Annotated in this window: 18 protein-coding genes; 4 read left to right on the top strand and 14 right to left on the bottom strand. The window is 67.1% G+C overall.

The window, feature by feature from the left end; genetic code table 11:
* Position 1: 1 nt before the first annotated feature.
* Together QE394_RS09270 and QE394_RS09265 are read left to right on the top strand one after the other, a co-directional pair.
* The gene (locus QE394_RS09270) at positions 2 to 484 is read left to right on the top strand and encodes a hypothetical protein (protein ID WP_349034364.1); all 483 of its coding nucleotides are present in this window, start codon (positions 2 to 4) and stop codon (positions 482 to 484) included.
* Between the two features lie 27 nt (positions 485 to 511).
* Positions 512 to 892 carry a VOC family protein gene (locus tag QE394_RS09265; RefSeq protein ID WP_349034363.1) on the top strand — a complete coding sequence of 127 codons (381 nt, stop codon included), beginning with the start codon at positions 512 to 514 and terminating at the stop codon, positions 890 to 892.
* A gap of 110 nt (positions 893 to 1,002) precedes the next feature.
* Here the strand turns inward: QE394_RS09265 and QE394_RS09260 are convergent, their stop codons facing one another.
* On the bottom strand, positions 1,003 to 1,401 hold the full coding sequence (locus QE394_RS09260) for a DUF5997 family protein (protein WP_043793645.1): 399 nt from the start codon (positions 1,399 to 1,401) through the stop codon (positions 1,003 to 1,005).
* Here QE394_RS09260 and QE394_RS09255 point away from each other — a divergent pair.
* Entirely contained in the window at positions 1,364 to 2,197 is an 834-nt protein-coding gene (locus tag QE394_RS09255; RefSeq protein ID WP_261620453.1) for a LysR family transcriptional regulator substrate-binding protein, read from the top strand. The genes QE394_RS09260 and QE394_RS09255 overlap by 38 nt on opposite strands.
* 230 nt (positions 2,198 to 2,427) lie before the next feature.
* Here QE394_RS09255 and QE394_RS09250 read toward each other — a convergent pair whose 3' ends face one another.
* Genes QE394_RS09250 through QE394_RS09240 form a run of 3 tightly spaced genes read right to left on the bottom strand, consistent with a single transcriptional unit; the run spans position 2,428 to position 4,387 of the window.
* The gene (locus tag QE394_RS09250) at positions 2,428 to 3,090 is read right to left on the bottom strand and encodes a DUF3618 domain-containing protein (protein WP_056080139.1); all 663 of its coding nucleotides are present in this window, start codon (positions 3,088 to 3,090) and stop codon (positions 2,428 to 2,430) included.
* Positions 3,087 to 3,515 (bottom strand): phage holin family protein, encoded by a 429-nt coding sequence (locus QE394_RS09245; RefSeq protein ID WP_349034362.1) that lies wholly within the window; start codon positions 3,513 to 3,515, stop codon positions 3,087 to 3,089. Before QE394_RS09245 ends, QE394_RS09250 begins: the two co-directional genes overlap by 4 nt.
* Complete coding sequence (locus QE394_RS09240; RefSeq protein ID WP_349034361.1) at positions 3,515 to 4,387, bottom strand: hypothetical protein; 873 nt, start codon at positions 4,385 to 4,387, stop codon at positions 3,515 to 3,517. Before QE394_RS09240 ends, QE394_RS09245 begins: the two co-directional genes overlap by 1 nt.
* A 293-nt stretch (positions 4,388 to 4,680) precedes the next feature.
* Here QE394_RS09240 and QE394_RS09235 point away from each other — a divergent pair, with 293 nt between their 5' ends.
* Positions 4,681 to 5,277 carry a MarR family transcriptional regulator gene (locus QE394_RS09235; RefSeq protein WP_261618772.1) on the top strand — a complete coding sequence of 199 codons (597 nt, stop codon included), beginning with the start codon at positions 4,681 to 4,683 and terminating at the stop codon, positions 5,275 to 5,277.
* A gap of 40 nt (positions 5,278 to 5,317) precedes the next feature.
* Here the strand turns inward: QE394_RS09235 and QE394_RS09230 are convergent, their stop codons facing one another.
* The 10 genes from QE394_RS09230 to QE394_RS09185 all read right to left on the bottom strand — a co-directional run bounded on the left by QE394_RS09230 (position 5,318) and on the right by QE394_RS09185 (position 16,064).
* Positions 5,318 to 5,653, bottom strand: coding sequence for a hypothetical protein (locus QE394_RS09230; RefSeq protein WP_261618773.1), 336 nt, complete (start codon positions 5,651 to 5,653; stop codon positions 5,318 to 5,320).
* A 50-nt stretch (positions 5,654 to 5,703) separates the two neighbouring features.
* Positions 5,704 to 6,960 (bottom strand): D-arabinono-1,4-lactone oxidase, encoded by a 1,257-nt coding sequence (locus QE394_RS09225; protein WP_349034360.1) that lies wholly within the window; start codon positions 6,958 to 6,960, stop codon positions 5,704 to 5,706.
* A 151-nt stretch (positions 6,961 to 7,111) separates the two neighbouring features.
* Positions 7,112 to 7,963, bottom strand: coding sequence for a pentapeptide repeat-containing protein (locus tag QE394_RS09220; protein WP_349034359.1), 852 nt, complete (start codon positions 7,961 to 7,963; stop codon positions 7,112 to 7,114).
* A gap of 205 nt (positions 7,964 to 8,168) precedes the next feature.
* Entirely contained in the window at positions 8,169 to 9,899 is a 1,731-nt protein-coding gene (locus QE394_RS09215) for an amidase (RefSeq protein ID WP_349034358.1), read from the bottom strand.
* Positions 9,896 to 11,008: an agmatine deiminase family protein gene (locus QE394_RS09210; protein WP_349034357.1), complete on the bottom strand. Its 1,113-nt coding sequence runs from the start codon at positions 11,006 to 11,008 to the stop codon at positions 9,896 to 9,898. The genes QE394_RS09215 and QE394_RS09210 overlap by 4 nt, the downstream gene beginning before the upstream one ends.
* A gap of 114 nt (positions 11,009 to 11,122) precedes the next feature.
* Positions 11,123 to 11,830 (bottom strand): alpha/beta fold hydrolase, encoded by a 708-nt coding sequence (locus QE394_RS09205; protein ID WP_349034356.1) that lies wholly within the window; start codon positions 11,828 to 11,830, stop codon positions 11,123 to 11,125.
* Positions 11,831 to 11,869: 39 nt separating this feature from the next.
* Positions 11,870 to 13,027, bottom strand: a complete 1,158-nt coding sequence (rsgA, locus tag QE394_RS09200; RefSeq protein WP_349034355.1) for a ribosome small subunit-dependent GTPase A — start codon at positions 13,025 to 13,027, stop codon at positions 11,870 to 11,872.
* 284 nt (positions 13,028 to 13,311) lie between these two features.
* Positions 13,312 to 14,352 (bottom strand): hemolysin family protein, encoded by a 1,041-nt coding sequence (locus QE394_RS09195; protein ID WP_056077361.1) that lies wholly within the window; start codon positions 14,350 to 14,352, stop codon positions 13,312 to 13,314.
* Positions 14,345 to 15,703, bottom strand: a complete 1,359-nt coding sequence (locus QE394_RS09190; protein WP_056077358.1) for a hemolysin family protein — start codon at positions 15,701 to 15,703, stop codon at positions 14,345 to 14,347. Before QE394_RS09190 ends, QE394_RS09195 begins: the two co-directional genes overlap by 8 nt.
* 124 nt (positions 15,704 to 15,827) lie before the next feature.
* A complete protein-coding gene (locus QE394_RS09185; RefSeq protein ID WP_056077355.1) occupies positions 15,828 to 16,064 on the bottom strand; it encodes a zinc-ribbon domain-containing protein in 237 nt (78 codons plus the stop codon).
* Between the last annotated feature and the right edge of the window lie 82 nt (positions 16,065 to 16,146).

Here is a 16,146-nt window from a genome sequence, read left to right as displayed (position 1 = left end):
TGTGAAGCTCGGACTGGTACTGGAACAGCTGTACCGGGATGAAGACGACCTCGCCCAACACCTTTTGCGCGTCTCGGAGCGGCACAAAGTGGACCACGAGATTTACCACCTGGCCCGCGACCTGGCGAAATGGTCCCAGCAGCACGTCCGCGAGATCGCCGCCATCGCTGGCCGCTACGGCCGTGAACTGGATCCCGAACCCAAGGGCGAAAACACGCTCCTCGAGAAGATCCGCGAGAAGGGCAGCGAACTGGTGGGCCGTGACGCCGAGGCGGGCGTGCTGCTCCTGCGCGACCTTCGGGAGGCCTACATCAAGGCCTGCGGCGTCTCCGCGGACTGGGAACTCGTGGCGCAGGCGGCCCAGGGCATCAAACACATGGACCTGCTGGAGGTCGCCCAGCGCTGCCACGCCCAGAACCTCCGGCAGATGAAATGGGCCAACGGAAAGCTCAAAGAATCCGCAACCCAGATCCTTGTCAGCTAGGCGCCGGGCGAGGGTATGTTGGGGTCCATGCGAATCAAAATGTGCAGCATCCACGTCAAGGACCCTGCCACCGCCCACGCCTTTTACACCGGCACCCTGGGCTTCGACACCCTCATGGCCATGCCGGAGTACAACCTGTACATCATCAAGGACCCGGGCGCCTCGGACAACTCAGCAGGACTCCTCCTGGAGCCCAGCGACAACCCCATCGGGGCGGACTACATGAACGCGGTCCATGAGGCAGGGCTTCCGGCCATCGTCTTTGGCGTACCGGATGTCCAGGCGGAATACGACCGCCTGGTGGCCACGGGCGTCAGCTTTAAGAGCCCGCCGGCCGAGGACCCGTCCGGCATCAGTGCCGTCTTCGACGACGGCTGCGGCAACTACATCCAGCTGCACCAGGACTGAGCCGCCCTAAAAAGGGGAGCAGGCCGGAAACAACAGAAGCCTGTCCACAGATCCGGGCCTTCAGGGTTCGGATCTGCGGACAAGCTTCTGATTGGCATGGAGCGGTGGCGTCAGTTGGCGCGGGCCCGCTTGGCTTCCTTCTTTGCGGCCTCGTCCTTCACCCGCTGCGCCTCCGCGCGGACTGCTGCGTGGGTGGAGCGCTCCGTGACCAGCCACTGCGGCGGAGCCTGCAGCAGAGCGGTGATCTCCGCCGTCGTCAGCGCATCCTCGACGCCGCCGCGGGCCAGGCCGCTGATGGAGACGTTCAGCTTCTGCGCCACCACGGGGCGGGGGTGCGGACCGTTGCGGCGCAGCTCGGCGAGCCACTCCGGCGGGTTCGCCTGGAGTTCGGCGAATTCCTCGCGGGTGATGGTCGAATCCTGGAACTCCTGCGGTGTTGCGGGCAGGTAGATGCCAAGTTTCTTGGCAACGGTGGCCGGCTTCATGGACTGGGAGTTTGCAGAGGTCATGCTTCAAGGGTATCCGGGCGGCGGGTACTGTGAAGACGTGCCCTCCACAACCTCCTCCCCAGACGACGCCGTTTCCGCCGGCGACATTCCCGCCGAAGCGCCGCGCGAGCTGCGCATCGCGTATGTTCCGGGCGTGACGCCGGGCAAATGGATCCGCCGCTGGGAAGAGCGCATGCCGCACATTCCCCTTCACGCGGAGATGCACGACGGCGGCGGGCCGGCTGAGGCGGTCCGCGGTGGTTCTGCTGACATGGCTTTCGTCCGGCTCCCGATCGGGCGCGAAGGCCTCAGCGTCATTCCCCTGTACGAGGAGCAGGCAGTGGTGGTCGCTCCCAAGGGCCACGAAATTTCGGTGTTCGAGGAAGTGGCCCTGGCGGATCTGGACCAGGAATCGTTCCTGGACGTGGCGGCTTTGGGTGGCCCCGAGCCGGCCCTGCAGGTGGTGGCCTCCGGCGCCGGCCTGGTGATCCTGCCCATGTCCGTGGCCCGCCACTTCAACGTCAAGGACACCGTGGCCCGCCGCGCCACCGATGCGCCCGGCACTGAAATCGCCCTGGTGTGGGCCACGGACAGCACCGACGAGGTCCTGGAAGAGTTCATCGGCATCGTCCGCGGCCGGACGGCACAGAGTTCACGGCAGCCCTCCGCGCAGCCAGTCAAGGAAAAGAAGGCCCCGAAACCCGACCGCCGCGGCGGTTCCGGCGCCAAGAAGGCCGCACCCAAGGTGGCCCAGAGGTATGCCCCCAACCCGGACAAGGGCAGGGGCAAGGGCTCCCGTAAGAAGGGCAAGCGCTAGGCGCACCCTTCCCTACGGCCTGTAGTCAGTACCGGTTCCTCGGCGGGACCTGGCCGGCGCCCGTTTGCCGGGCTTTCCTGGCCCGCAGGATGCGCCCGATGATGGCGGGCAAAAAGGCGAAGAGCAACTTCTTCATGGCAGTTCCTTTGCTGTAGCGGATGGAGATGCCAGGGCCGCCCTTCCGAAATGGAAAGACGGCCCCGGCGTTCTGTTACTGGTTTTGCGCCTGCCTAGGTGTTTTGGATGGTGTCTTTGGCGTTGGTGGCGCGGTCTTTGACGTCGGTGGCGGCGTCTTGGCTGTCGGTTTTGACGTGGTCGATGCCGTCGGTGGCGGTGGTTTTGACGTTGTCCATGGCGTGTTGGGCTGGTTCTTTGAGGTCTTGGACCATGCCTTTGGCGGCGTCGGTGAGTTCGGTGGTGAGGGGTTCGGCGGCGGTTTTGAGCTGGTCTGCTGCCTGGCGTTCTTTGTCGCTGGCGGGGATCAGGGAGGAGATCAGCATGCCTGCGCCGAAGGCGATGAGGCCGGCGGCGAGGGGGTTGCCCTGGGTTTTGGCTTTGACCCGGTCCGGTGCGGCGGCGACGGTGTGGCCGGCGTCGGTGAGGGTGGAGGCGACGTTGTCTTTGGCGTCGTGGAGGGTGTCGCCGGTGTTGTGCAGGGCGTTGGAGGTGTGTCCGGCTCCGGTGTGGGTGGCGTCCTGGACCCGGCTGGTGGTGTGGTCTGCTGCTCCCATGATTTTCTCCTTGACGCCGGTGGCGGCGTCTTTGAGTTTGTCGGTTTGGCGGTGGACGATGTTGGACGGTGTGACCTTGTCCGCGACGGCGTCGACGTTGGTGCCGAGGCGTGCGCGGGTGGCTTCGATGTCTGCTCGGATTGCGTCGGGGTTCTCGCTCATCGGTTTACCTCACCTGGTTTGAGGGTCGGGGGGATTTCGGCGAGGGTTTCGCCGGTTTGGGGCAGGCCCTTGATTTCTTCGAGGTTCTTCCGGCCGATGCTGGCCAGGACCGCGGCTGCGATGGCCCAGATGACGGCGACGATCACGGCGGCCCAGCCCAGTGGCATGAGGGCGCCGAGGCCGAACATCAGGGCCAGGGACAGGAAGAGCAGGACGAAGTGGCCTGCGACGCCGGCGCCGGCGAGCATGCCGCCGCCTTTACCGGCCCGGGTGGCGGATTGTTTGAGTTCGGCTTTGGCGAGGTCGACTTCCTGGCGCATCAGGGTGGACAGGTCCCGGGTGACATCGCCGAGCAAGTCACCCAGCGACGCTGTCTCCGCTTTCTGGTGCGCCACGCCGGGCGACTCAGGAATCTGGCTACTCATCACGGGCGTCCTTCAGTCGACCGGTAGCCGCCTTCCGCGGACCGGTAGGAGCCGTCCTCGTCACGGAACGGGTCATCCTCGTACCGCAGCGGCGTGTCCTCGGCCGTGCCACCCGGCAGGGTTGAGGTGGAGGACGGCGTGCCTGCAACTGTGGGCTCGGCGAACAGGTCGTCGGTCCCCGCTGCGTACACCGTCTCCTGATGGAGCGGCTGGACGGGTGCGGAGTGCGCCGCCCGCTGGGTGGCAGAGGGCGACTGCGCCTGGGCCTGGCCGGCACCCACGGCCCCGGAGGCCTGCTCAGGAGCGCCGGCGGTGAGGCTTCGGGTCAGGCGGCCGGCCAGCAGGCCGGCACCGGCGGCGAGCAACAGGAACGTTCCGGGCTTGTTGCGGGCAAACCGCTGCACTTCGCCGAGCAGGTCGCCCGGTTCACGGTTCTCCAGCCAGGACGCGACGGAGTCGCCGCGTTCGGCTGCCTGGCGGATCAGGTCACTCGCCACACCCTGCTGTTCCGGCGCGGTGGCCATGCTGTGCAGCTGGTCGGAGATGTTGCGGATCCCCTGCGCGGCCTTCTGCTGCTGCGCGCCCGCCTCGCTGGTCAGGCCGGTCTTCGCCTGGTTCATCAGGTCCTTGGCGTTGGTCTTTGCCTCGGCGGCGACGTTGGCGGCTTCTTCCTTCGCCGTATGCGCCACATCCTTGGCCGCAGAGGTTGCCTGTCCGGCCACGTCGGAGGCCTCTGCCTTCGCCGCGTCGGTCTTCGAACCGCCGGCGGGACCGGACGTCGAGGCAGTAGTGAAGCCATCCTCGACTGTGGCGGCGCCGTAAGGATCCGTGACGGCCGGGGTGGGGGTCTGGGGCCATTGGTTCTCTGTCATCGGGCTCTCTTTCCTCAAGTCAGCTGGCGATCAAGAACCAGCAAAGCTGGCTGTTTAGTAAGCAGGGTTACTAATTAGATAGTAAGCACACTTGTCTTTTGTTCCGCAAGGGGGCTGGCGTGGACTTTCTAAAAAACGGCCTGACGGAAACGCCAGCCGGGGCGCCCGCTCGGGCTTTCATAAGGGAGGGGCAATGGACCCACTTGCAACGATGATGCTAAGCATGCTTATTGTAGGTATGTAGCGATGAAGGGCGATCCCCGCTTTGCCACCTACAGGAAGGCCACGGCCCGATGACCAGTAATCTTGATCCGGATGCCCGGAACAGCTATCGACTGATCACCCTGGCGGCCCGCCTGGTCCAAAGGAGGCAGGATGAAGCACTGGCTCCGCTGGGGCTGACCCGAGCCGCAGTCATTGCCCTGGAAGGATTGTCCGGCGGACCCTTGAACCAAGAGCGGCTCGCTGATGCGATCCGCGTGCAAAGCCAGACGCTGGGCAGGGTCCTCACCCGGCTGGAAGCCGCGGGACAGATCACCAGGACGCGGCAGGCCTCGGACCGCCGCCAGTTGAAGGTCGAACTGACCGACGCCGGCATTGTGGCGTTGGAGGCAGCGCGGCAGGCGGAAGTTGACGCCTACCCCGATGACCCCGATATCGGCTGGAGCGTGCTGCGCGAAGAACTGGCCAAGTTCATCCGGGCGGCACCGGCGGGCAGGAACTCGGATGTGGTTCCCTTTGCCCCGCCCCAGCACAGGGCCGGCCACGAGCGGACCACGCACGGTACGCAGCCTTCTGAGCGGTCCTCACGGGACCGGACGGTCCACGACCGGAAGGGTCACGGGCCTCCCGCCACGGGCGGGCTGCACGGACTCGACCAGTCGCAATAACAGGGCCCAGGCCTGCCTGGGTCGGTGCCGTCGTGTGCCGCTAGGCTGCGCAGGCGTCCTGCAGTGCCTGTACCGACTCTGCCGGCACCTGGTCTCCGGCTTCCGCGATCTCGCCCAACGGCGTCGTGATGTCCGTGGGGACTCCGGCCGTACGTGCAGCAGAAACCAGCCCGGCCAGCACCTGCTGATCCTGCACGCTCACCAGGCCGTCCTGGACCACGGCGCAGATCTGCTTGTTGACCTCGTCGGCCGCTGCTGTGGCAACCTTGGATGCGGCATTGTTGGCCGCATCGGTTGCGGCCTCCTCCACGGCTCCGCAGCCGGTGAGCAGGAGCAGGAGCGGGGCGGCGGACAGGGCTGCGAAGCGGCGTTTCATGCCTCCAGCCTAACCGCCGCCGCCATCATGGCCTGGTGCATTCCGGGGTTTCACCGTCCGCTGGCAGCGGGAACGCCGAGGATGCCGTCCAGCAGGACGTTCCGGAACTTTCCCTCAGGATCATGGGCCGAGGCGAGCGACCGGAAGCCGGCGAAGCGAGGGTAGAGCTGCTCCCAGTCGAACCGCGACGGCGTAAAGAGCTTCCCCCAGTGGGGCCTGGTGCCGAAGGGGCGCAGCAGGTCCTCGAGTTCCGGGAGGAGCGCTTCGACGTCCGCCTGCAGCGGCTTCCACGTGAAGTGCAGGGCCACGCTTTGCTGCCGGTAGAACGGGCTGAGCCAGAATTCATCGGCTGCTCCAGTCCGGATTTCCGAGATGAACAGCAGCGGAGCCAACCGGTCCGCCAGGGTGCGCACGGCCTCGATGGCGGCCGGTGCGTGTTCCAGCGGCAGGATGTACTCGCTCTGCAGCTCCTCGCCCTTGCTGGGCGTGAACTCGTGCCGGAAGTGCGGCAGCCTGTCCAGCCACGGACCGGCCTCGTCCAGCTGCTGCGTGCAGTTCTCGGCGGACATGTCCGGCAGCGGATGCCGCGGACGGGTTGCGGCGGTGGCACCGAAGAGCCCGGCCAGCGGAGGTTCGCCGTCGAGGGCCTTGAGCCAGACCTGGCTGACCGAATCACCCACGTAGGTGGTGAAGAGGCTCACGCTGTAGGCGGCGGACACCAGGGCGTCAAAGTCCGCCAGCGCGGCGTCCCATGGCAGGTTTTCGAGGACGCGTTGCCGCATGCGGAAGCTGGGCCGGGTGGAGAGTTCGACGGCGGTGACGACGCCCAGGGCGCCAAGGCCCACCACGCTGGCCAGGAAGTCGTCCCCGTCAGCGCGGGTCAGGGTCCGGACTTCCCCGGACGGCCGGACCAGCTCGATGGACTGCATCTCGCCCGCCAGGGACTGGTTGTGGACGCCGGAGCCGTGCGTCCCGGTCTGGATGGCCCCTGCCACCGAGATGTGGGGGAGGGACGCCAGGTTGTGGATGGCAAGGCCTGACTGTTCAAGCGCCCGGCACAGTTCGCCGTAACTGACGCCCCCGCTGACCCTGACGGTCTGCCGTTCGCTGTCCGGCTCGATGCTGTGCGGCAGGCCGTCCAGCAGGATGTGCAGTCCTTCTGTATCGCCCACCCGGTTGAAGGAGTGCCGCGAGCCCAGCGCTTTGACCCGGGGCGCCGCCGCAACCAGCGCTGCCAGCTCGTCCACCGATCCTGGCCGGTGCACGGCGGACGATGCGTATTCGAGGTTTCCTGCCCAGTTCTTCATTGAGGTGGCTCTCCGGTCGGGTTCGTGGCTTCTTCAACAGTCAGCGCTAACAAATAGGGGTGTCAAGGCACTTCCATAGCATGGCACGGCGTGCCAGCGGGCCGGCTTCCACACGTTCTCCCGGCCCGCCGCACGCTCCGCGGTGCGCGTCTCAGTCCGTCCAGTGCCCCGGCCGTGCCAGCACCGGCGGAAGCCGCGTGCCCCCGTTACCCCGGGCCGACGTGACCTGCGCCTGCGTGAGGAAAAGCGCGCCGGCCAGGTCGGCGTCGTCGAGCCTTGCATCCCGCAGGTCGGCACCAAGGAGGTCCACGGCTGTGAGGTCCGTGCTGCGGAGGTCGGCGCCTATCAGCAGTGCGTTGCGAAGGTCCGCCCCGCACAGCTGCAACCCCCGCAACCCGGCACCGGCAAGGTCCGCGCCGGCGTGCAGGCGGGTGGCCGGTCCGGCGTCGTCCGTAAAGTAGCCGGCCCGGACCTCCTCACTGACGGTCCGCAGGAGCTGCGCGGTGCTGTGGTGCAGGGCCTCCACGTCGAGTTGCAGGACTGCCTGCGCGCCGCTGGCCGCTTCCTCCTCGAGCGTCACCCGAAGGTGCTGCACGTCGGCGGCAGTATCCGGGCTGTAGGTCCGCCGGTGCGCCTCGGCCAGGTGCCAGAGCATCTCGTGGAGCTGCTTGACCACCCGGAAGGCCCCAAACATGGCTGGCTGCGACGCAGGGTCCTCCCGCCAGCTGATCCCGCCAAAGAGGCCCTGGCTGACCGACTGGCCGGCGCCGAAGCAGTCGAAGACCGTGCAGCCCCGGAATCCGCGGGGCCTGAGCCGGTTCTGGATGGTGCAGGAGAAGTCGGTGGCAAGGTTGGGGCATTCGGCAGCGGGTGGCTTGTCGATGGCGAAGTCTGCCGAGCGGGTAAAGCCGAAGGCGGTGCAGCAGAGCGCGAAGCAGTTGGCGCAGTCAGGCCGGAGGGTGTCCTGCGTGAGGCGGGGCGTGCCGTGTGGCTGGATGTTCATGGGGTCTCCCGAAGATGTTTCCGATAAGGGTGCCGGGTGGAGGGGAACCCAAAAACTGGGTTCCCCTCCATGGCACGCGGAATCACCGCCCCGTTCGTAACCGGGGGCCGGAGCGACGGGTGAAGACTGCGGAAGCTGTGGGTCACAGGCAAGATATGAAAATCACTGCGTCCAGAATAGCTGCTGCACCCAGGTCCGGGCAGGGCTATTCGATATCTCCTGCGGACGTGGTGCGCGGCGGGGGTACGCGCCGGTTTCCCGTGGCTTCGAAGGCTGCCGCGAGGCGCAGCAGTTCCGTGTCACTGTAGGCCCGGCCGGCGATGGTCAGTCCCACCGGCATGCCGATGTCCGCGGCCAAACCCATGGGAACCGTGACAGTGGGAATGCCCAGGTGGCGCGGGACCAGGTTGCCGTTGGACACCCAGACGCCGTTGCGCCAGGCCTGATCGGCGGAGTCCTTGTTTGTGTCGGCGTCCGCGGGGCCCACGTCCGCTGCGGCGGGAAACACCACGGCATCCAGGCCCAGCCGGTCCATCCACTGCTCCAGGTCCATGCGGCGGGTCTCTTCCAGGCCCTCCAGCCCGGCCCGCAGGTGTGGGATCTCCGCCAGGGCCGGGGCGCCGTGTTCGCGGATCCACGCCGGATAGTCGCTGATGTCGTCGTCGAAGCCGTCGTACCTGTCCGGCAGGGAGCCGTCGGGTGCCGGGAAGATGCCGGCGCCCTTGACGTCGGCCAGCCGGTTCAGCCGGGGATCGCCGTTGGCGTCCAGGAAGTCGTTCCAGGCCCAGGCTGAGAGGTCGACGATTTCGCGGCGGAGGTAGTCGGCGGACACCAGGCCGCGGGTGGCGATGGTGGGGGCGCCGGGGCGGTCGCCCTCGTAATTGGAAACCACGGGGAAGTCCACCTCCATCACTTCCGCGCCGGCGGCTTCGAGGTCGCGCCGGGCAGCGTTCCACAGGTCGATGATGGAGCCGCGGGTGTCGATGCGCCTGCCGGTGGGTCCGCCAATTCCCGGGTTCGGAGCCGTGCCGGCGTCCGGGTCGGCGTTGATGTACATCCTGGGCACACCGAACCGTTTGCCGGTGAGCACGCCTGCCGCGGCTGCGCCGTCCGGAACGGCCAGGTCCATGTACGACGGCGGCCGGACAGCAGATGCCCTGGGTACCGGGATCCACTGCTGGACACGCCAGAAGTCACCCCGGGTTTCGGCGTCGTCAGCCACCACCACGTCCAGGACCTCCAGCAGGTCCGCCATGGAGCGGGCGTGGGGGACCACTACATCCATGGTCGGCACCAGGGGCCAGTTGCCGCGCACGGAGATGACGCCGCGGGAGGGCGTGTAGGCGCAGAGTGCATTGTTGGATGCCGGGGCGCGGCCTGAAGACCAGGTCTCTTCCGCCAGTCCGAATGCAGCGAAGCTTGCAGCCGTGGCCGTGCCGGAACCATTGGAGGAACCCGATGCGAAGGCCGCGGTGAGGTAGCCCGCGTTGTAGGGGCTCTCGGCACGGCCGTATACGCCGCGCTGCATACCTCCGTTGGCCATGGGCGGCATGTTGGTCAGGCCGATAAGCACGGCACCGCCGGCGCGGAGCCGCTCGATGGTGAAGGCGTCCCGCTGTGCCACTAGGTCCTTGAATGCCGGTGAGCCGGCGGCCACCGTGAGGCCGCGGGCCTGGTAGCTGTCCTTGGCGGTGTAGGGTATGCCGTCCAGCGGGCCGAGCAGGGATCCGTCCGCCCGCCGCCGGTCCGATGCCCGGGCCTCTTCCAGTGCGTGCGGATTCATCGCCACCAGGGCGTTCAGGTATATTCCATTTGAGTCATACTTCTCGATCCGCGCCAGGTATGCCCGGACCAGGTCCTCGCTGGTGGTTCCGCCCCCCTCGAGGGCCGCACGGAGCGTGCTAATGCCGGCTTCGACTACATTGAACGGGCTCATGAGGCGCTTTCCCCGGGTGCCGGCTGCTGCTGGGTGATGCAGTGGATGCCGCCGCCGAAGGCGAAAATGTCCCGGGCGTCCACCAGTTCAATTGTCCGTCCCGGGTAGGCGCGTTCCAGGATGCCCTGGGCAATGGCGTCATTGGGATCGCCGAACGCGCACAGCACCACCACGTTGTTGGCGACGTAGTGGTTGATGTAGGACCAGTCCACGTATCCCTCCTCATCCGATTGGACGGTGGGCGCCGGAACGTCAATGATGCGCAGGGGCCGGCCCTGGGCGTCCAGTTGGCCCTGCAGGACAGCCTTCAACTGAAGGTAGACGGCATGGTCCGGATGGTCCGGGTTGTCCTGCCGGTGCAGCAGTATGGTGCCGGGCCCGGCGAAGGCGGCCACGATGTCCACATGGCCGCGGGTGCCGAATTCGTCGTAGTCGCGGGTGAGTCCGCGCGGAAGCCAGATGGCCTTGGTGGTGCCCAGGGCCGCGTGGATTTCGGCCTCTACGGATTCCTTCGTAGCTCCGGGGTTGCGTCCGGGATCCAGCTGGACTGTTTCGGTGAGCAGTACCGTCCCTTCACCATCCACGTGGAAGCCGCCGCCCTCGTTGACCAGCGAACTGGAGCGGACGGGGACCCCGGATTGTGCTGCCACCGCGGAGGCCACTTTCCGGTCCTGGTCCCAGGCAGCCCACTCCTGCGCACCCCAACCGTTGAAAACCCAGTCGACGGCAGCCAGCGAACCGTCCGGCTGGTGCACGAAGCTGGGTCCGCTGTCCCGGATCCAGGCGTCGTCCAGCGGAATCTCCACCACGGCGACATCGCTGCCGAGCCACTCGCGGGCTGCGGTGGCATCCCGGGGATCGGCCACTACGGTGACGGGTTCATACCGGGCAATGGTCCGGGCCACGTTGGTCCACGCCGCGCGTGCGCGGTCCAGGGTGGGGCTCCCCGCTGGCCCGAAGGTGTCGTTGGGTGGAGGGAAGGCCATCCACGTCTGCTGGTGGGCGCCCCACTCAGGTGGCATGACACCGGAGGTGGCTGCCCGGGAAGCCGGGGTTGCTTGAGCGGGGGCGGCGCTGGCTCCGTCAAGAGAGGCATAAATGAATGTCATTCATTTAGTATGCGGAGTGCAGCCCGGCCGCGCAAGGGGTCCTGCCCAAAATGACGGCTGCTGGGAAAAGCGTCCAGCGGCCGGCTATGCCGGTGCCGGCCGAAGCCTGGCGACTCAGCCTCCCGGTGTGCCCACGGCGGCCACGATGGCCCTGCCCAGTTCGTTCGGCTTGGTGAACTGCGGCCAGTGGCCGGTGGGCAGGTCCACGTACTCCACGTCCTCCATCCGGCCCAGTTCAGCCACGAAGGGGTGCCCTCCCGCGATCCACTCGCGCAGCATCGCGGAAGGAAACTCGCAGGCAATGACAGTGGCCGGTACGTCGTAACGCCGCTCGTCATGGAGATGCTGCGGGTCAAAGGCCACGCCCTTGGGCTGCGGGATGGCCCGGGCACGGAACTGTTCCCGCAACGCATCGTCGAGGTCCACCAGGTCGGCGTCTTCGAATCCCTCCCAGGGCGGAAGCGGAATATCGTGGCCGTCCGCCTCAAGTTCGTCATTGATCACCCCGCCCTCGCCAAGGGGGCCGCTGTCCACGTAGATGGCCCGCGCCACACGCTCCGGCCGGGCATCGATGACGCCGTGGATGATGGCGCCACCGCCGGAATGGCCCACCAGCACCGCTTTTCCGTCCAGCCCATCCACTGCAGCCACCACCGCATCGATGTGGTCCTGCAGGCCGATCCCTGCGCGGTTGGCGTCTTTCGACTCCAGCCCGGGCAGGGTAAGGGGAACGGGGCGGTGGCCGGCAGCTTCAAGCGCCGGCACCACCGCGTCCCAGGAAGAAGCGTCCAGCCAGAATCCGGGAACGAGGATGATGTCCATGACCGCACCCTACTCCCTGGGGGTGACAGCGACGCCCCTTCACCGGCTTTTGCGGCGTTTGCCCCCGGCCTTCTCCCGCTGCTCGGCAACCTCCCGCTCCGCCCACCGCTGGGACTTGCCCACGGACACCACCTTCTGGTGCCACTCGCGGTAGTAGGCCCGCTGGGCCGCGACGTCGGACCGGCGCGCCAGGGCCGCCAGTTCCCGCTGCATCTTCAGGTAGGACTTCCAGCGGCGCTCCGGCAGGACTCCGTCGTCGATGGCCTCCCGGACGGCGCAACCCGGCTCGTTGCCGTGCCCGCAATCACTGAACCGGCACGTCCCGGCCAGCTCTTCCACGTCGCCGAACATTTCGCCCAGCCCGTCCTCGGCGTCGAACAGCCCGAACCCGCGAACGCCCGGGGTGTCCATGAGCACGGTGCCGTTGGCCAGCGGCACCAGCTCCCGGGAGGTGGTGGTGTGCTTGCCCTTGAAGTCCCCGGACCGGACCTCGCCGGTGTGCTGGACTTCCCGGCCCACCAGGGCGTTGATGAGCGTGGACTTGCCGGCGCCGGAGGGGCCCAGCAGCACGATGGTGCCGCCGGCCGGGATGTGTGCCAGCAGTTCGTCGATCCCGTCTCCGTTTTCGGCCGAGGTGGTGACCACCTCCACTCCCGCGGCCTGCAGGATGACCTTCCCGACGACGTCGTCCGCTATTTGCGCAAGGTCCGCCTTGGTGATGATCACCAGGGGAGTGGCGCCGGAATCCCACGCCGCCACGAGCGTCCGCTCAAGCCGGTTGTGCGTGAGGGGCCGGTCCACGGGAACCACCACCCCCACCGTGTCCATGTTCGCCGCCAGGACCTGCTCGGCGGACGAGTCCTCAAAGGCGCGTTTGCGGCTCAGTTCGGACCGGCGCGGAAGGACGGCCAGGATCTGCCGGTCACCGGCCCGGTTGGGCCCGGTCCAGACCCAGTCGCCGGTGACGGCAGCCTCACCGCTCAGTGGATAGGGGAGGTGAAGGAGCCCGTCGGCCACCGCCACGAGCAGCAGGTTGCGGTCCACGCGGACCACCCGCCCTCGTCCGGTGCCCTCAGGGCAGGGATGGTCCTCGAAATATCGGGCAACGGCGGCCGTGTAGCCGAAACCGGAGGGGCCGTCATTAGTTTGTTGGTTGGTGATGTTGCTGTCCAGGGCGTTGCCTGAAGAAGTGTTCAAGGTGTTTCCTCGGGAGAATGTCCCGGTGCACCGGCGCGCGTCAGGCGCTGGCGGTGCAGGCGGGGAAAAGGGTTGGGTTGATGGGTGCGGGGCGCCCGGGGCGCGCGGCATCTGCAGTCATCAAAACCACCTCCATTCCCTCGAAGGTTCCCGTCGTCCCTGCCGGGAACGGCAGGGCGGAACCGGACCCACTCTAGCGGCGTCCGTCGTCGGAGGCTAGGTTTCGGCGCAAAAATGAGATGCGGCCTCCCGCAGGAGGCCGCACCCTGGTGCTGGAACGCCGGTCAGACGCTGGTGGCGTCCTGGACCTCGCCCACCAGCTCTTCGATAATGTCCTCGAGGAACAGCATCCCGGTGGTGGCGCCCTCGGCGTCGGACACCCGGGCCACGTGGGCGCCGGTGCGGCGCATGGCTGCGAGGGCGTCCTCAAGTTCGGAGCCTGCGAAGGCCGAGGCGAGCCGCCGGATCCTCTTGGCGGGCACCGGCCGGGCGAACTTCTCCGGCGAGGTGAGGTCCATGACGTCCTTGAGGTGAAGGTAGCCTGCGGATTCGCCGTTGCTGTCCGTGAGGATGTAGCGCGAGTACCCGTGCCGGGCAACGGCCTGCTGGATGTCGGCCGGGGTGGCAGTCTCCGGGAGCAGCACGATGTCCGCCAGCGGAACCTGAACGTCGGCCACCGTCTTGGCGGTGAACTCGAACGCATTGGTCAGGGCGCCGGTGGTGTCCTTCAGCATGCCGTCGCGGGTGGACTGCTCCACGATGTTGGCCACCTCGTCCAGGGTGTAGGCGCTGGTGGCCTCATCCTTGGGTTCCACCTTGAACAGGCGCAGGATGCTGTTGGCGATGCCGTTCAGCGTCCAGATCACGGGCTTGAAGATCCGTGCCACGACTACCAGCGGCGGTGCCAGGATCAGCGCAGCGCGTGTGGGGACCGAGAACGAAATGTTCTTGGGCACCATCTCGCCCAGCACCACGTGCAGGAAGGTCACGAGCAGCAGCGCCACGATGAACGCGATGATGCTGATGGCCTCGTAGGACAGGGACGTCAGGCCCAGCGGGATTTCCAGGAGGTGGTGGATGGCCGGCTCGGAGACGTTCAGGATAATCAGCGAACAGACGGTGATGCCCAGCTGGCTGGTGGCCAGCATCAGCGTTGCGTGCTCCATGGCCCACAGCGTGGTTTTGGCCGCCTTGCTGCCCGCTTCCGCCTTGGGTTCGATCTGCGACCGGCGGGCCGAGATCACCGCGAACTCGGCACCCACGAAGAAGCCGTTGACCACCAGGAGCACGGCCAGCCAGATGATGCCGGGAAGATATTCACTCATGGGTCAGCTCCCGGGTGATGTTGTCCACGATCCTGTCGTGCGGGCTTTGCGGTGCTTCACCGGATTCGGCGGGCGTGAAGCGGAGCCGCTCCACGCGGGTCTCCAGCGCGCGCTCCACACGGAGCGTGCCGCCGTCGACCTCCACTTCGTCTCCGAGCTCGGGCAGCCGGTCCAGCTGGTCCGTCACGAAGCCGGCAACGGTGTCGTACTCGCCGTCCGGCACGCGGATGCCGGTGCGGTCCAGGAGTTCGTCCGGGCGCAGCGCGGCGTCGAAGGTGATGGAGCGCCCGGTGCGGACCACGCCCACGCGGGCGCGGTCATGCTCGTCCTCCAGTTCACCCACGATCTCTTCCACCAGGTCCTCCAGCGTGACGATCCCGGCGGTGCCGCCGTGCTCGTCGGAGACGATGGCCACCTGCAGCCCCTGCTTGCGGAGCAGGTTCAGGAGGGTGTCAACGCCCATGGATTCGGGAACGCGCAAAGGTTCGATCATGAGATCGCCGGCGGTGGTGCCGGCGCGGTCGGACAGGGCGACGGCGAACGCCTGCTTGACGTGCAGCACACCCACCACGTCATCACGGTCCCGGCCGATCACCGGGAAGCGGGAGTAGCCGGTGGACTTGGCCAGGCTGACGATGTCCTCCGCGGTGTCCGCGGTACCCACCGCGGTCATCCGGACGCGCGGCGTCATGACTTCCACCGCGCTGTGTTCGGTGAAGCGGAGGGTCCGGTGCAGCAGCGTGGCATGGTCGAGGTCAAGGACGCCTTCGACGGCGGAGCGGCGCACCAGGGAGCTCAGCTCCTCCGCGCTCCGGGCTCCGGACAGTTCTTCCTTGGGTTCGATGCCGAAGCCGCGGATGATCTTGTTGGCGGTGTTGTTGAAGAGCAGGATCACGGGCTTGAAGACCGTGGTGAACAGCGTCTGGAACGGCACTACCACCTTGGCGGTGGCCAGCGGCAGGGCAAGGGCGAAGTTCTTGGGAACCAGTTCGCCGATCACCATGGAGAAGATGGTGGCCAGGAAAATACCGGCCACGGACCCGATGGCCGGCACCAGTGTTTCCGGCAGGCCCGCGGACGTCAGCGGGCCGTTGAGCATCCGGCTGATGGCCGGCTCGAACGTGTAACCGGTGAGGAGCGTGGTGAGGGTGATACCCAGCTGTGCACCCGAAAGGTGGGTGGACGTGATCTTGAGGGCTTTGATGGTGGGCGCGAGGCGTTTCTCGCCGCGGGCCTGGCGGGCTTCGAGGTCGTGCCGGTCAAGGTTCACCAGGGCGAACTCGGAGGCGACGAAGAAGCCGGTGCCGACGGTCAGGACCAGGCCGATGCCCAGCATGATCCATTCATACATTGGGGCGCCCCTCTCCTGTGGTGGCCGGTGATCCGGTCAGAAGGCAGAGGGGCCAGGGCATATGTGAAGGAGGGTCGTCCATAATGCATTCAACTTTACGGGACGGCCGGAAGTTCCCGCAGCGTCATCCACGCATTTCCAGCGCCCGCTTCTGGCGTCCCGAGATGGACGAGACGTAGCCGCAGTTGGTGCAGGTGATGCGGAATTTCCGGGACGTGGTGAACACCGGGATGAAGAACAGCGTGAACTTGGTGGCCCGCTCAACCAGGGCGTGGTGTACGTGGGCACGGCAGTGCTGGCACGTCCCGGGCCTGCCCGGGAGGGCTTTGTCGACCGTCTTGAAGCCAAAGAGAAGGAGCATGGCGGGCCTTTCTGGTGGCTCATGCCGGTGATCCGGCAGCATCTTCCACCCTAGGCGGTCCGAACACGTTCGTCATGGCGTT

This window comes from Pseudarthrobacter sp. SORGH_AS 212, from assembly GCF_030818145.1.
Taxonomy (GTDB): domain Bacteria; phylum Actinomycetota; class Actinomycetes; order Actinomycetales; family Micrococcaceae; genus Arthrobacter.
The sequence above is the reverse complement of the archived record's forward strand: the minus strand, read 5'-3'. Positions and strand labels throughout refer to the sequence as shown.

What these genes read in the sequence shown, in the direction of transcription:
- QE394_RS09265 (WP_349034363.1), top strand. Translation starts at nt 512, where the DNA reads ATGCGAATCAAAATGTGCAGCATCCACGTCAAGGACCCTGCCACCGCC.
- QE394_RS09260 (WP_043793645.1), bottom strand. Translation starts at nt 1,401, where the DNA reads ATGACCTCTGCAAACTCCCAGTCCATGAAGCCGGCCACCGTTGCCAAG.
- QE394_RS09250 (WP_056080139.1), bottom strand. Translation starts at nt 3,090, where the DNA reads ATGAGCGAGAACCCCGACGCAATCCGAGCAGACATCGAAGCCACCCGC.
- QE394_RS09245 (WP_349034362.1), bottom strand. Translation starts at nt 3,515, where the DNA reads ATGAGTAGCCAGATTCCTGAGTCGCCCGGCGTGGCGCACCAGAAAGCG.
- QE394_RS09240 (WP_349034361.1), bottom strand. Translation starts at nt 4,387, where the DNA reads ATGACAGAGAACCAATGGCCCCAGACCCCCACCCCGGCCGTCACGGAT.
- QE394_RS09235 (WP_261618772.1), top strand. Translation starts at nt 4,681, where the DNA reads ATGACCAGTAATCTTGATCCGGATGCCCGGAACAGCTATCGACTGATC.
- QE394_RS09230 (WP_261618773.1), bottom strand. Translation starts at nt 5,653, where the DNA reads ATGAAACGCCGCTTCGCAGCCCTGTCCGCCGCCCCGCTCCTGCTCCTG.
- QE394_RS09225 (WP_349034360.1), bottom strand. Translation starts at nt 6,960, where the DNA reads ATGAAGAACTGGGCAGGAAACCTCGAATACGCATCGTCCGCCGTGCAC.
- QE394_RS09220 (WP_349034359.1), bottom strand. Translation starts at nt 7,963, where the DNA reads ATGAACATCCAGCCACACGGCACGCCCCGCCTCACGCAGGACACCCTC.
- QE394_RS09215 (WP_349034358.1), bottom strand. Translation starts at nt 9,899, where the DNA reads ATGAGCCCGTTCAATGTAGTCGAAGCCGGCATTAGCACGCTCCGTGCG.
- QE394_RS09210 (WP_349034357.1), bottom strand. Translation starts at nt 11,008, where the DNA reads ATGACATTCATTTATGCCTCTCTTGACGGAGCCAGCGCCGCCCCCGCT.
- QE394_RS09205 (WP_349034356.1), bottom strand. Translation starts at nt 11,830, where the DNA reads ATGGACATCATCCTCGTTCCCGGATTCTGGCTGGACGCTTCTTCCTGG.
- QE394_RS09195 (WP_056077361.1), bottom strand. Translation starts at nt 14,352, where the DNA reads ATGAGTGAATATCTTCCCGGCATCATCTGGCTGGCCGTGCTCCTGGTG.
- QE394_RS09190 (WP_056077358.1), bottom strand. Translation starts at nt 15,703, where the DNA reads ATGTATGAATGGATCATGCTGGGCATCGGCCTGGTCCTGACCGTCGGC.
- QE394_RS09185 (WP_056077355.1), bottom strand. Translation starts at nt 16,064, where the DNA reads ATGCTCCTTCTCTTTGGCTTCAAGACGGTCGACAAAGCCCTCCCGGGC.